We start from the raw sequence: 13,138 nt of genomic DNA, 5'->3' as shown, positions 1-13,138 counted from the left end.
GTTTCCTGGGCGTCTGACATCCGTAGGTGCCGCGTCGGCAAGGTCCCTTGTCCATTGGCGTGACCTCCCGCGTCACTTTTTGCCGAAATTTGGCAGATGGCCCATTCCGTCGCAAATTGCCGATCTATCTGCCTCCTGCCTTGCCTGCTAGGGCATGATGCGCCACGAGGCATAGGGCCGGGCGGTGTGAGAAGTTGGCACGCCGTCTGCTTCTATCACCTCGCACGTGGCGCTTCGCCGCGGCGCTCGGGGAGTAGGATCCGCGGGCGAGTGCCTACCACCACCTCATTCCATCTCTAGGGGTTCACAATGAAGAAGCAGCAGGGCTTTACCCTGATCGAACTGATGATCGTGGTCGCGATCATCGCCATCCTGGCCGCCATCGCGATTCCCGCATATCAGAACTATGTCGCTAAGTCGCAGGTAACGACCGCACTGGCCGACATCACGGGCGCTAAGACGGGAATCGAAGAGACTCTCAATCGAGGGGTTGCTCCGAGTCTCGATCCGACGAATGCGGGCTTCGTTGGCGTCCAGAGCCCGACCCCTCGCTGCACAACCGTCGCGCTGGCGACTTTTTCTGCTACTAGCGCAGAAGGGTCTATTGCCTGCACGATTGGCAATAGCAGCCCCAAAGTCAACGGTAAGAAAGTGACTCTTACCCGTGATACAAATGGGGCTTGGAAGTGCACTAGTGACGCAGATGCCAAGTACCTGCCTCAGGGTTGTACTGCTGGCTAAGCATTTTTCCAAATGCGATTGTTTTTGCTATATCGAGGCCCCGCTTGCGGGGCCTTTTCTATTGGAGCTTGAGCGATTTTAGTATCGATGCTCGGTAGATGATTGAGCGCGATGTTAGGTGTAGGAGCAGTCCGCTTCTGCTGCTAGCCATGAGCAAAAGGATACGGTTGAATGCATTCTTACCTCTGTTGGCTTCCTCGGTGATGGTGATATGAATACAGCGATATCTGTCAACCTTGTCGGCATCACCGGCATCGCCCGCCGCCTCGTCCAGGACGGGGCGCTGGAGGAAGCCGCAGCGCGGGCCGCGATGGCCCAGGCGGGCGAGGCCAAGGTGCCGCTGCCGCAGTGGTTCTCCGAGAAGAAGCTGGTCACCGCCGCGCAGCTGGCCGCCGCCAATGCGGTGGAATTTGGCATGCCGTTGATGGATGTCTCGGTCTTCGATGCCAGCCAGAACGCGATGAAGCTGGTCAGCGAGGAGTTGCTGCAGAAGTACCAGGTGCTGCCGCTGTTCAAGCGCGGCGGCCGCCTGTTCGTCGGCATCAGCAACCCGACCCAGACCCGGGCGCTGGACGACATCAAGTTCCACACCAATCTGACGGTGGAGCCGATCCTGGTCGACGAGGACCAGATCCGCCGGACCCTGGAGCAGTGGCAGGCCAGCAACGATTCCCTCGGCAGCGCGCTGGGCGACGACGAGGGCATGGACAACCTCGATGTCGGCGGCGGCGACGAGGACATGGGCGGCGGTGGCGACACCGGCATCGATGCCAAAGGGGAGGACACCCCGGTCGTCAAGTTCGTGAACAAGGTGCTGGTGGATGCGATCCGCCGCGGCGCGTCCGACATCCACTTCGAGCCCTACGAGGACGACTACCGGGTACGCCTGCGCATCGACGGCCTGCTCAAGAGCGTGGCCAAGGCGCCGGTCAAGCTCAACCAGCGCATCGCCGCGCGCCTGAAGGTGATGGCGCAGCTGGACATCGCCGAGAAGCGGGTCCCGCAGGACGGCCGCATCAAGCTCAATCTGTCCAAGAACAAGCAGATCGATTTCCGCGTCAGCACCCTGCCCACGCTGTTCGGCGAGAAGATCGTGCTGCGTATCCTCGACGGCAGCGCGGCCAAGCTGGGTATCGACAAGCTCGGCTACGAGCCGGAGCAGCAAAAGCTGTTCCTGGACGCGATCCACAAGCCGTACGGCATGGTCCTGGTCACCGGCCCCACCGGCTCGGGCAAGACGGTGTCGCTGTACACCGCGCTGGGCATCCTCAACGACGATACCCGCAACATCTCCACCGCCGAGGATCCGGTCGAAATCCGCCTGCCCGGGGTCAACCAGGTGCAGCAGAACAACAAGCGCGGCATGACCTTCGCGGCGGCGCTGCGCTCGTTCCTGCGCCAGGATCCGGACATCATCATGGTCGGCGAAATCCGCGACCTGGAGACCGCCGAGATCGCGATCAAGGCCGCGCAGACCGGTCACATGGTGCTGTCCACCCTGCACACCAACGACGCGCCGCAGACCATTGCGCGCCTGATGAACATGGGCATCGCGCCCTACAACATCACCAGTTCGGTGACCCTGGTCATCGCCCAGCGCCTGGCGCGGCGCCTGTGCAACAACTGCAAGCGCCCGGTCCAGTTGCCGGAAAAGGCCTTGCTGGCCGAAGGCTTCACCGAGGCGGAGATCGCCGCCGGCGTCCAACTGTACGAAGCGGTCGGCTGCGACGAGTGCACCGAGGGCTACAAGGGCCGCACCGGCATCTACCAAGTGATGCCGATGAACGACGAGATCGCGGCGATCGTGCTGCAGGGCGGTAACGCTATGGACATCGCCAGTGCCGCGCAGAAGATCGGCGTCAAGGACCTGCGCCAGTCGGCCCTGCTCAAGGCCCGCAACGGCATCACCAGCCTGGCCGAGATCAATCGGGTGACGAAGGATTGAAGAGCCGGGAATGGGGAATCGGGAGTGGGGAATCGGAAAAGCGGCTTTTCCGTCCCTGTTGATCTCCCGGTAGTCCAAGCATTGTTCCCGGGCTTCTCGACGCTTGGCGCGGGCGGACAATGCCGGCTGCGCCCAACCGCATTACCCCGCTCAATTGGGCGAAGGGCTAAGAGCAGCCGGGAGATCGGCTTTTCCCATTCCCCAATCCCGATTCCCCATTCCCGGCTTCACTACTCCATCCCCAGCTTCTTCAGCTTGTAGCGCAGCGCGCGAAAGGTGATGCCCAACTGCGCGGCGGTGCGGGTCTTGTTCCAGCGGTTCTCTTCCAGCGCTTTCTGGATCGCGGCGCGTTCGAGTTGCTCGATGTAGGACGGCAGGGCGGAGGAGCTCGGGTCGATGTCGACCACGCCGCGCGGCAGGGCCGGGGCGGCTTCGGCGGCGCTGCGGGCGTGGTTGCCGGGTTGCGGCAGGCGCAGGTCGGTGGCGCTGATCTGGTCGTCCTCGGCCATTGCCAGGGCGCGCTCGAGGATGTTTTCCAGTTCGCGCACGTTGCCGGGGAAGGCGTAGCTGCTCAGTGCGTCCAGGGCGGAGGGCGACAGCAGCGGGGTGGGGCGGCCGTGGCTCTTGGCCAGCCGTGCCAGGATCGCTGCGGCCAGTTGCGGCAGGTCGCCGCCGCGCTCGCGCAGCGGCGGCACGCGCAGTTCGATCACGTTGATGCGGTAGTACAGGTCGTGGCGGAAGCGGCCCTCGGCGACCAGGTCGGCCAGGTCCTTGTGGGTGGCCGAGAGGATGCGCACGTCCACCGGCACCTCGGTGGCGGCGCCGACCGGGCGGACCGATTTTTCCTGGATCGCGCGCAGCAGCTTGACCTGCATCGGCAGCGGCAGTTCGGCGACCTCGTCGAGGAACAGGGTGCCGCCGTGCGCGGCCTGGAACAGGCCGGCCTGGTCGGCGTGGGCGCCGGTGAAGCTGCCCTTCTTGTGGCCGAAGAACTCGCTTTCCATCAGTTCGGCCGGGATCGCGCCGCAGTTCACCGGAACGAAGGGGCCGGCGGAGCGGGCGCCCTGTTCGTGGATGGTGCGCGCGACCAGTTCCTTGCCCACGCCGGATTCGCCGAGGATGTAGACCGGCGCCTGGTTGCGCGCGACCTTGGCGATGGTGCTGCGCAGGGCGTCCATCGCCGCCGAGGCGCCGAGCAGGCGGCTGGCCTGTTCCGGGGCCGGCTGTGGCGGCGCGGCGCGGCTCTCGCTGTTGAGTTCCAGTGCATGCTTGACCAGGCCGCGCAGCACCTGGATGTCCACCGGCTTGCTGACGAAGTCGAAGGCGCCGGCCTTCAGCGCTTCCACCGCCAGGTCCATGCTGCCGAAGGCGGTGATCATCGCCACCGGCGTGCGCGGGTAGTGCTTGGCGATCTCGCTGACCAGCTCGATGCCGTTGCCGTCGGGCAGGCGCATGTCGGTGATGCACAGATCGTAGGGATTGCTCGCCAGCAGTTCGCGCGCTTCGGCGAGGTTGGCGGCGGTGCTGATGCGCAGCCCCATCCGGCCCAGGGTCAGGACCAGCAACTCGCGGATGTCGCGCTCGTCGTCGACGACCAGGGCGCTTCGGGTTTCGTTCATGTGCAGGGAAGATAGCGTAGGAACCGGGGCATGCGCCAATTTACCGGCGCCGGTCGCGCGCTGGCGGAGCGATTCTCACCTGTCAGCCGCTGAGCATGGCGTGCGGGCCGGGCAGGGCGACGCGGAAGCAGGCGCCGCCGGCCGGTACCGGCACGTACTCCAGCCGCGCCTGGTTGGCCCGGCACAGCTCGCGGGCGATGTACAGGCCCAGCCCGGTGCCGTGCTCGGAGGTGGTGAAGAACGGCCGGAACAGCTGCGCCGCCACCGCCTCGGGAATGCCGGGGCCGCGGTCCATCACGTCGACGATGGCGCTGCGCTCCTGCAGCGCCACGCGCAGGCGCACCCGCGCCGGCTCCTCCATCACCCGCCCGTACTTGAGCGCGTTGTGCACCAGCGCGCTGAGGATCTGGTGCAGGTGTTTGGGGTCGACCAGCGCGTGCACCGGCTGCGGGGCGAGGATCGCTTCGAGGCTGTCGGTCTCGATCGACAGGGTCTGCCGGTACTCCAGGACGAAGCGGCGCACGAACGCGCCCAGGTCCAGGTTCTCCGGATTGGAGCGCTCGCGCCGGGCCAGGCCGAGCACGCTCTCGACGATGCCGTTGGTGCGCTGGCACTGCTGGTGGATGATCTGCAGCAGGCGGCGGTCGGCATCGCCGATCGCCGGCGATTCCTCCAGCAGCTGCGAGGCGTAGTTGATCGCGGCCAGCGGGTTGCGGATCTCGTGGGCCAGGCTCGCCGAGAAGCGGCCCAGCGCCGACAGCGTCAGCGATTCGGCGCGCCGCGAGACCACCGTGGCGTCGTCGAGGAACACCAGGGTCAGGTCGCCTTCGGCCAGCAGCCGGGCGAAGCGCGGCTGCACCTCCGGCTGGTCCGGCGACAGCTGCAGCGGGCTTTCGTCCTGGTTCCAGCCGTTGCGCCAGCGCTGCAGGCGTCGGGCCAGTTCCGGCGCGGCGCTGGCCAGATCCAGCCGGCCGCTGCCGCTGTTGCCGTCGGTATCGCCGAGCAGGGCCGACGCGGCCTCGTTGGCCAGCGTCACCCGGTTCTGCGCGTCCACCACCAGCACCCCGGTGCGCATGCGGCGGATGATCAGTTCGTTGATTTCGTAGAGATTGGCCACCTCGGCGCCACGGCGCTCGGCCAGGTGCTGGCTGGTGCGCGCACGCTGGCCGATGCGGTTGCAGATGTAGGCCACCGCCAGGTAGCTGGTGGCGAACATCGCCAGTTCGGCCAGGCTGCGGGTGTTGTCGGCGCCGTCCAGCACGCTCCAGACGTATTCGGCCAGCGTCGCCGCCGAGGCGGTCAGGGCGATGGCGATGCCGCCGCGCAGGCGCAGCAGCATTGCCGCGGCTGCGACGTTGAACAGCAGCATCATCGCGATGCCGGCGCTGGCCGAGGGCAAGGCATGCGCGGCCAGGGTCGCGGCGACGATGTCGGCCAAGGCGCTGAAACCGACGATCGGCGCCAGGTGCGCCTCGTTGCGCCCCCACATCAGCAGCGCCAGCGCCACCGCCAGGTAGGCGGTGGACAAGGTGGCGGCCAGTTGCGGGTAGCGCGGTTCGCCCACCAGCACGCCGAGCGGGCTGAACACCAGGGCGGCGATCAGCCCGGCCACCAGCACCCGGTACAGCGCGAAGAAGTACAGCTCGCGGCGCGGAATGGACTCGATGCGATCGATGAGCGAGGCGCTGGTGGGCAAGCCGGACTCCGGGCGGACAGCGGACGGCGCGAGTATAGGGGTGGTGCCGTCTGCGCGGATGGCGGCCAGGGCGGCGGCGGCCTCGCCGGGCCTTCGCCGGTGGTGGTCCGGTGCCGGTCGGGGCAAGAGGAGGGACGGGTGAGTGCGGCAGGGCGGGGACGGCCCGGTGCCTGCGCCAGCCGATGGTGCCGCAGCGGACCTCCCCGGCGTCCTCGGCCGGGTCGGAGCGTCGGCGCTTTTGCGCCGCCGCCCTGGGTCGGCGACAATAGGCGTCCCGTCCGTACCGCTCCCGGCCGCCACTCAGGGCCCGGATCGCTGCGGGACGGCCGTTCCTTTTCCCACGGTGACGCATGAATTTCCACGAATATCAGGCAAAACAACTGCTTGCCGAGTACGGCATCCCGGTCCCGGCCGGCAAGGTCGCGGCGACTCCGGAAGAAGCGGTTGAAGCCGCCAAGTCGCTTGGCGCTGGCCCTTGGATGGTCAAGGCGCAGATCCACGCAGGTGGCCGCGGCAAGGCCGGCGGCGTCAAGTTCTGCAAGACCACCGACGATGTGAAGGCCGTTGCTGAGAAGCTGCTCGGCACCAAGATGGCCACCTACCAGACCGCCGGCGTCGAGCTGCCGATCAACCTGGTGCTGGTGACCACCGCTGGTGAGATCGTCAAGGAGCTGTACCTGTCGGTGCTGGTCGACCGCGGCACCCGCACCATCAGCTACATCGCATCGAGCGAAGGCGGCATGGAGATCGAACAGGTCGCCGCCGAGACCCCGGACAAGATCCACACCCTCAACGTCGACTTCGTCGAGGGCGTGCAGGGTTACCACGGCCGCGACATCGGCTTCAAGATGGGCCTGACCGCCAAGCAGGCCGGCCAGTTCGCCAGCATCATGGTCAACCTGTACCGCATCTTCAACGAGAAGGATCTGGCGCTGGTGGAGATCAATCCGCTGGCCATCCTCGACGACGGCAACCTCTACGCGCTGGACGGCAAGTTCAACAGCGACGACAACGCCAACTTCCGCCACAAGGAACTGGTCGCCATGCGCGACAAGTCCCAGGAAGACGAGACCGAAGTGACCGCTTCGGAGCTGGACATCAACTACGTCACCATGGACGGCAACATCGGCTGCATGGTCAACGGTGCCGGTCTGGCCATGGCGACCATGGACGTGATCAAGCTCAACGGCGGCGAGCCGGCGAACTTCCTGGACGTGGGCGGCGGCGCCAACAAACAGCGCGTGATCGAGGCGTTCAAGCTGATCCTGTCCTCGGACAAGGTCGAAGGCATCTTCGTCAACATCTTCGGCGGCATCGTCCGCTGCGACATGATCGCCGAGGGCATCATCGCGGCGGTCAAGGAAGTGGGCGTCAAGGTTCCGGTCGTGGTGCGCCTGGAAGGCACCAACGTGGAAGAGGGCAAGCAACTGCTGCGCGACAGCGGCATGGCCATCATCCCGGCCGACAACATCAACGACGGCGCCAAGAAGGTCGTTGAAGCTGTCAAGAACGCTGCCTGATCCACGACACCAAGGAACTCCAATGTCTGTTTTGATCAACAAGAACACCAAGGTGATCGTGCAGGGCTTCACCGGCCAGCAGGGCACCTTCCACGCCACTCAGATGATCGAGTACGGCACCCAGGTCGTCGGCGGCGTCACGCCGGGCAAGGGCGGCACCACCCACATCGACCTGCCGGTGTTCAACACCGTGGCCGATGCCGTGCAGAGCACCGGCGCCGACGCTTCGGTGATCTACGTGCCGCCGCCGTTCGCGGCCGACGCGATCCTGGAAGCGGCCGCGGCCGGCATCAAGGTCATCGTCTGCATCACCGAAGGCATCCCGGTGCTGGACATGCTGCGCGTCAAGAACGTGCTGACCCGCTCCTTCCCGGAGACCGTGCTGATCGGGCCGAACTGCCCCGGCGTGATCACCCCGGGCGAGTGCAAGATCGGCATCATGCCGGGCCACATCCACAAGCCGGGCAAGATCGGCATCGTCTCGCGTTCGGGCACGCTGACCTATGAAGCGGTCAAGCAGACCACCGAAGTCGGTCTGGGCCAGTCCACCTGCATCGGCATCGGCGGCGACCCGATCAACGGCCTGAACTTCGTCGACTGCCTCAAGCTGTTCAACGAAGATCCGCAGACCGAAGGCATCATCATGGTCGGCGAAATCGGCGGCGACGCCGAGGAAGCCGGTGCCGAGTACATCGCCAAGCACGTCAAGAAGCCGGTCGTCGGCTTCATTGCCGGTGCTTCGGCCCCGGCCGGCAAGCGCATGGGCCACGCCGGTGCGATCGCCTCGGGCGGCAAGGGCACGGCCGAGGGCAAGTTCGCGGCGATGGAAGCCGCAGGCGTCAAGACCGTCCGCTCGCCGGGCGACCTGGGTGCGGCGATCGCCTCGCTGGTGAAGTAAGCCGTCAGCGCTGCGGCAGCGACCCGCCTTCGGGTGCGTCGTTGTCGCCGCCGCTGTCCGCAAGGGCCTCGCGCGAGCGAGGCCTTTTCCGTTTAGAGGATTCGGTACGCGGCACTGCCGCAGTGTCCCTGGCGCGACGAGGCGGATGGGGCGGGCACGCACTGCTGCCCCGCCAACGTCTGCGCAATCAAGCAGTTGCGCCATCCCCTTGGTCGCCATTCGTCCCTGCGGCCCCGCCATTGGTCCCTTGGCCGGGTGGTGCCGTCCCTGCGTTGCCGACACGGTCCGGCACTGTGCCGACACTGGCGCCACTTTCTTCGGCGGCGACAGGAGCGGATGCGTGATCAGGCGATGGCGGGCAGCGGTATGCGGGGCGGGCATGGCGATGGGTATCGGTGGTATCTGCGCGGCGGCGCCAGGCGACTGGGCCAGTTATGCCGGCGCGCCCGGCGGCGGGCAGTACTCGCCGCTGACCCAGATCACCCCGGACAACATCGGCCGGCTGCGTATCGCCTGGTCGTTCCGCACCGGCGAACTCGGCGCGGGCCTGCCCGATCCGGAGCGGCGCCGCTTCGAGGCCAATCCGCTGGTGCTGGGTGGGCGCATGTACCTCACCACCGGGACCGGCATCGCCTTCGCGCTGGATGCGGCGAGCGGCCGCGAACGGTGGTCCTTCGATGCCAAGGTGCCGCGCAACAAGCACTACAGCGACCCGGCCTCGCGCGGGGTGAGTTTCTGGCGCGACACCCAGGCGACGGCCGGCGCGTGCCGCGAGCGCATCGTGTACGGCACCCTGGATGCGCGGCTGATCGCGCTGGATGCCGCCGACGGCAAGCCCTGCGCCGGGTTCGGCAAGGACGGCACGATCGACCTGCATGCCGGCATCGATGTGCACGACAACGCCAGCGATGCCTGGGCCAACTATGCGGTGACCTCGCCGCCGGTGGTGGCCGGCGACGTGCTGGTGGTCGGCAGCTCAATCGGCGACAACCGCGGGCATGCGCTGGAGCAGGGCGTGGTGCGTGGCTACGACGCGCGCAGCGGCCGCGAACTGTGGCGCTGGGATCCGGTGCCGCGCGATCCGGCCAAGGCCACCGCCGCCGGCTGGCGGCCGGAGCAGGCGGCCACGGTCGGCGGCGGCAATGCCTGGGCGCCGCTGTCGGTGGATCCGGCGCTGGGTCTGGTCTACGTACCGACCGGCTCGGCCAGCCCCGACTATTACGGCGGCGAGCGCCTGGGCGACAACCGCGACACCGACTCGCTGGTGGCGCTGGACCTGCACAGCGGGCGCCGGGTGTGGGCGCAGCAACTGGTGCATCACGATCTGTGGGACTACGACCTGGCCTCGCAGCCGGTGCTGACCACGGTGCAGACTGCGCAGGGACCGCGCGCGGCGGTGCTGCAGGCGACCAAGACCGGCTTCCTGTTCGCCTTCGATCGCCGCGACGGCACGCCGCTGTTCCCGATCAGCGAGGTGCCGGTGCCGGCTTCCGACGTGCCGGGCGAACGCGCCTCGCCGACCCAGCCGATGCCCGAACCGGGGCTGCGCCTGGCGCGGCACACGCCGCTGACTGCCGCCGACGCCTGGGGGGCGACGCCCGGCGCGCGCCGCGAATGCGCAGCGCTGATCGCCGGGCTGCGCTCGGAAGGCCTGTTCACCCCGCCCAGCGTGCGTGGCACGATCGCGCTGCCGGGTTGGGCCGGCGGCGTGAACTGGGGCGGCATCGCGGTGGATCCACAGCGCCAGCTGGCGATCCTGCCGGTGTCGGACCTGCCGATGCAGGTGGCGCTGATCCCGCGCGAGCAGTTCAGCAAGGCCGAGCATGCGCGCCATCCGGACCAGCAGTTCAACGACATGGAAGGCACGCCGTACTACATGCGCCGCGGCATGCTGAGCTCCTCCGGCGGCATTCCCTGCGTCAAGCCACCGTGGGGGCGACTGGTGGCAGTGGATCTGCGCACGCGCAAGATCGCCTGGGAGCGCCCGCTCGGCACCCTGGAAGAGAAGCTGCCGTGGCTGCCGCTGGAGGTGGGCACGCCGCTGCTCGGCGGCGCGGTGACCACCGCCAGCGGCCTGACCTTCATCGCCGCGGCGGCCGATGCACGCCTGCGCGCGCTCGACAGCGCCACCGGCAGGACCCTGTGGGAGGCCAAGCTGCCGGCCGGCGGCCAGGCCACGCCATCGGTCTATGCGGTGGGCGGCAAGCAGTACGTGGTGATCGCGGCCGGCGGGCGCGAAGGCATGGGCACGATGGGCGACTACGTGGTCGCCTACACGCTCGACGGCGAGGGCAAGGACGTGGTGTTCCAGCACGGCGTCGGCGTGCGCATGGCGGTACTGGGCCTCGCTGCGCTGAGTTCGTGTGCGGGAGTGGTGGTGTTGCTGCGGCGTTGGCGCCGGCGGCGCCGTGCGCGGGCTGGTGGTGGGGCACGCTGAAGCGGAGCGCGGTGGCTGGTCGGCGTTTCGGGGGTGATGCAGTCGGGACTGAAGTCCCTCCCACAGTGACGCCTCGGCACGTGCTGTCCCTGGAGTGAGCGCGGCTTCGGCGGCGACGCGCGGCGCATGCACCAGCGATTTCTATTGGTCGTGCATGTTGCTCGATTGTGGGGGCGACTTCAGTCGCGACGCGGGTGCTTGGCCAAGCGCCTTTCTCGGGCGCGCGCAGCGGAGAGAGCGGCCTATGGCATCGCCGCGGCTGCCGCCATGTGCGCACCAAGATGCGGCCTGCACGGACTCCATGCTCACACTCCAACGTGGCGGCACGCGCATCATCGGCCGCAACCCGGCACAGCGCTACACTGCGCATGGCGCCGTGCGATGCAACGGCGCCGCGGCAGGTGCGATGCGCTCGTGTGGCGCCTGACGGTCTTCCATTCGTTCCTGCAAGGTCGCCTATGTCCGCTTCCCTCCGTCTCGCCATGGCCCAGTTCGACTTCCCGGTTGGTGCCGTCGCCCAGAACACCGACCGCATCATCGCGTTGATCGAGGAGGCGCGCGACGAGTACGGCGCCGACGTGGTGCTGTTCCCGGAACTGGCGGTCAGCGGCTATCCGCCGGAAGACCTGCTATTGCGGCCGGGCTTCCTGGCCGACTGCGAGCGCGCGGTGCAGCGCATCGCCGCACAGGTGCACGGCATCGTCGCGGTGGTCGGCTGGCCGCAGAGCGCCGGCAGCGTGGTCTACAACGCCGCCAGCGTGCTGCGCGGCGGCCGCATCGAGCGCACCTACCGCAAGCGCGAACTGCCCAACTACGCGGTGTTCGACGAGCGCCGCTACTTCGATGTCGACCCGGACGGCGAGAACTGCGTGTTCGAGGTCAAGGGCACGCCGGTCGGCCTGGTGATCTGCGAGGACCTGTGGTTCCCGGAGCCGCTGGCGGCGACCGTGCGGGCGGGTGCGGAACTGGTGCTGGTGCCCAATGCTTCGCCCTACGAACGCGGCAAGCATGCGCAGCGCGACGCGCTGCTGGCCGAGCGCAGCCGCGAGAGCGGCGCGGCGCTGGCCTATCTCAACGTGGTCGGCGGCCAGGACGCGCTGGTGTTCGACGGCGCCTCGGTGGTGGCCGACGGCGACGGCACCGTGCATCCGGCCGCGGCCGCCTTCACCGACCAGTGGCTGGTGGTCGAGTACGACACCGCCGCGCGCCGCTTCGCGCCGCTGCGCTGGACCGACGACGGCGACGAAAGCATGGATGCGCTGGCCTGGCGCGCGGTGGTACGCGGGCTGCGGGACTACTGCGCAAAGAATCGCTTTTCCAAGGTGTGGCTGGGCCTGTCCGGCGGCATCGATTCGGCGCTGGTGCTGGCGATGGCGGTGGACGCGCTTGGCGCGGACAACGTCACCGCGGTGCGGCTGCCGTCGCGCTACACCGCCGACCTGTCCAACGACCTGGCCGCGGATCAATGCCGCACCTTGGGCGTGAAGCTGGAGACGGTGGCGATCGAGCCGGCGTTCGAGGGCCTGCTGAGCGCGCTCGGCCCGCTGTTCGCCGGCACCGAGCCCGACGTCACCGAGGAGAACCTGCAGTCGCGCAGCCGCGGCGTGATCCTGATGGCGCTGGCCAACAAGTTCGGCGGCCTGCTGCTGACCACCGGCAACAAGAGTGAGTACGCGGTGGGCTACGCCACCATCTACGGCGACATGTGCGGCGGCTACGCGCCGCTGAAGGACCTGTACAAGACCGAGGTGTTCGGCCTGGCGAAGTGGCGCAACACGGTGGGCGGTGCGCCGGTGATCCCGCCGGCGGTGATCGCGCGGCCGCCCTCGGCGGAACTGCGCGCCAACCAGACCGACCAGGATTCGCTGCCGCCGTACGACGTGCTCGACGGCATCCTGTACCGCTATGTCGACCAGGAGGAATCGCGCGACGAGATCGTCGCCGCCGGCTATGCCGCCGAGGTGGTCGACCGGGTGGTGCGGCTGGTGCGCATCAGCGAATGGAAGCGCCACCAGGCCGCACCGGGACCGAAGGTGTCGCGCCGCGCGTTCGGGCGCGAGCGGCGCTATCCGATCAGCAATGGCTACCAGGGTTGATGGACTCGGGAAAGTCGGGACCCGCGATTTTTCCGCGAGTGCAAGGCGGTTGCGATTGCACCGTGTGAGGGACTTCAGTCCCGACGGGCTTTACCGGGAAAGCCTGTCGGGGCTGAAGCCCCTCCCCCAAAAAATCGCTTGATAGCGATTTTGCCGCGGACACCATCATGGCGTGCCGCATCTTGG

The 13,138-nt window shown here is 67.9% G+C and carries 8 protein-coding genes; 6 read left to right on the top strand and 2 right to left on the bottom strand.

Annotation, left to right across the window (positions count from 1 at the left end; translation table 11 throughout):
- Positions 1-309 precede the first annotated feature (309 nt).
- Entirely contained in the window at positions 310-741 is a 432-nt protein-coding gene (locus SLW55_RS07810) for a pilin (protein WP_267099900.1), read from the top strand.
- Positions 742-952: 211 nt separating this feature from the next.
- Positions 953-2,686 (top strand): type IV-A pilus assembly ATPase PilB, encoded by a 1,734-nt coding sequence (pilB, locus tag SLW55_RS07805; protein WP_267099899.1) that lies wholly within the window; start codon positions 953-955, stop codon positions 2,684-2,686.
- Positions 2,687-2,916: 230 nt separating this feature from the next.
- Here the strand turns inward: pilB and SLW55_RS07800 are convergent, their stop codons facing one another.
- Both SLW55_RS07800 and SLW55_RS07795 read right to left on the bottom strand, forming a co-directional pair.
- The gene (locus tag SLW55_RS07800; RefSeq protein WP_017914870.1) at positions 2,917-4,305 is read right to left on the bottom strand and encodes a sigma-54 dependent transcriptional regulator; all 1,389 of its coding nucleotides are present in this window, start codon (positions 4,303-4,305) and stop codon (positions 2,917-2,919) included.
- A gap of 82 nt (positions 4,306-4,387) precedes the next feature.
- Positions 4,388-6,001, bottom strand: coding sequence for an ATP-binding protein (locus SLW55_RS07795; protein ID WP_320744917.1), 1,614 nt, complete (start codon positions 5,999-6,001; stop codon positions 4,388-4,390).
- Between the two features lie 350 nt (positions 6,002-6,351).
- On the opposite strand from SLW55_RS07795, the gene sucC reads away from it, so the two are divergent.
- The 4 genes from sucC (at position 6,352) to SLW55_RS07775 (ending at position 12,952) form a co-directional block, all read left to right on the top strand.
- Positions 6,352-7,521, top strand: coding sequence for an ADP-forming succinate--CoA ligase subunit beta (sucC, locus tag SLW55_RS07790; protein WP_010342227.1), 1,170 nt, complete (start codon positions 6,352-6,354; stop codon positions 7,519-7,521).
- 22 nt (positions 7,522-7,543) lie between these two features.
- The gene (gene sucD, locus SLW55_RS07785) at positions 7,544-8,419 is read left to right on the top strand and encodes a succinate--CoA ligase subunit alpha (RefSeq protein WP_026144653.1); all 876 of its coding nucleotides are present in this window, start codon (positions 7,544-7,546) and stop codon (positions 8,417-8,419) included.
- Positions 8,420-8,798: 379 nt separating this feature from the next.
- On the top strand, positions 8,799-10,856 hold the full coding sequence (locus SLW55_RS07780; RefSeq protein WP_320744916.1) for a pyrroloquinoline quinone-dependent dehydrogenase: 2,058 nt from the start codon (positions 8,799-8,801) through the stop codon (positions 10,854-10,856).
- Positions 10,857-11,314: 458 nt separating this feature from the next.
- Complete coding sequence (locus tag SLW55_RS07775; protein ID WP_320744915.1) at positions 11,315-12,952, top strand: NAD+ synthase; 1,638 nt, start codon at positions 11,315-11,317, stop codon at positions 12,950-12,952.
- Positions 12,953-13,138: the final 186 nt, after the last annotated feature.

The organism is Xanthomonas sp. LF06-19 (assembly GCF_034105425.1).
GTDB lineage: Bacteria > Pseudomonadota > Gammaproteobacteria > Xanthomonadales > Xanthomonadaceae > Xanthomonas_A > Xanthomonas_A sontii.
The sequence above is the reverse complement of the archived record's forward strand: the minus strand, read 5'-3'. Positions and strand labels throughout refer to the sequence as shown.

What these genes read in the sequence shown, in the direction of transcription:
- SLW55_RS07810 (WP_267099900.1), top strand. Translation starts at nt 310, where the DNA reads ATGAAGAAGCAGCAGGGCTTTACCCTGATCGAACTGATGATCGTGGTC.
- pilB (WP_267099899.1), top strand. Translation starts at nt 953, where the DNA reads ATGAATACAGCGATATCTGTCAACCTTGTCGGCATCACCGGCATCGCC.
- SLW55_RS07800 (WP_017914870.1), bottom strand. Translation starts at nt 4,305, where the DNA reads ATGAACGAAACCCGAAGCGCCCTGGTCGTCGACGACGAGCGCGACATC.
- sucC (WP_010342227.1), top strand. Translation starts at nt 6,352, where the DNA reads ATGAATTTCCACGAATATCAGGCAAAACAACTGCTTGCCGAGTACGGC.
- sucD (WP_026144653.1), top strand. Translation starts at nt 7,544, where the DNA reads ATGTCTGTTTTGATCAACAAGAACACCAAGGTGATCGTGCAGGGCTTC.
- SLW55_RS07780 (WP_320744916.1), top strand. Translation starts at nt 8,799, where the DNA reads ATGGCGATGGGTATCGGTGGTATCTGCGCGGCGGCGCCAGGCGACTGG.
- SLW55_RS07775 (WP_320744915.1), top strand. Translation starts at nt 11,315, where the DNA reads ATGTCCGCTTCCCTCCGTCTCGCCATGGCCCAGTTCGACTTCCCGGTT.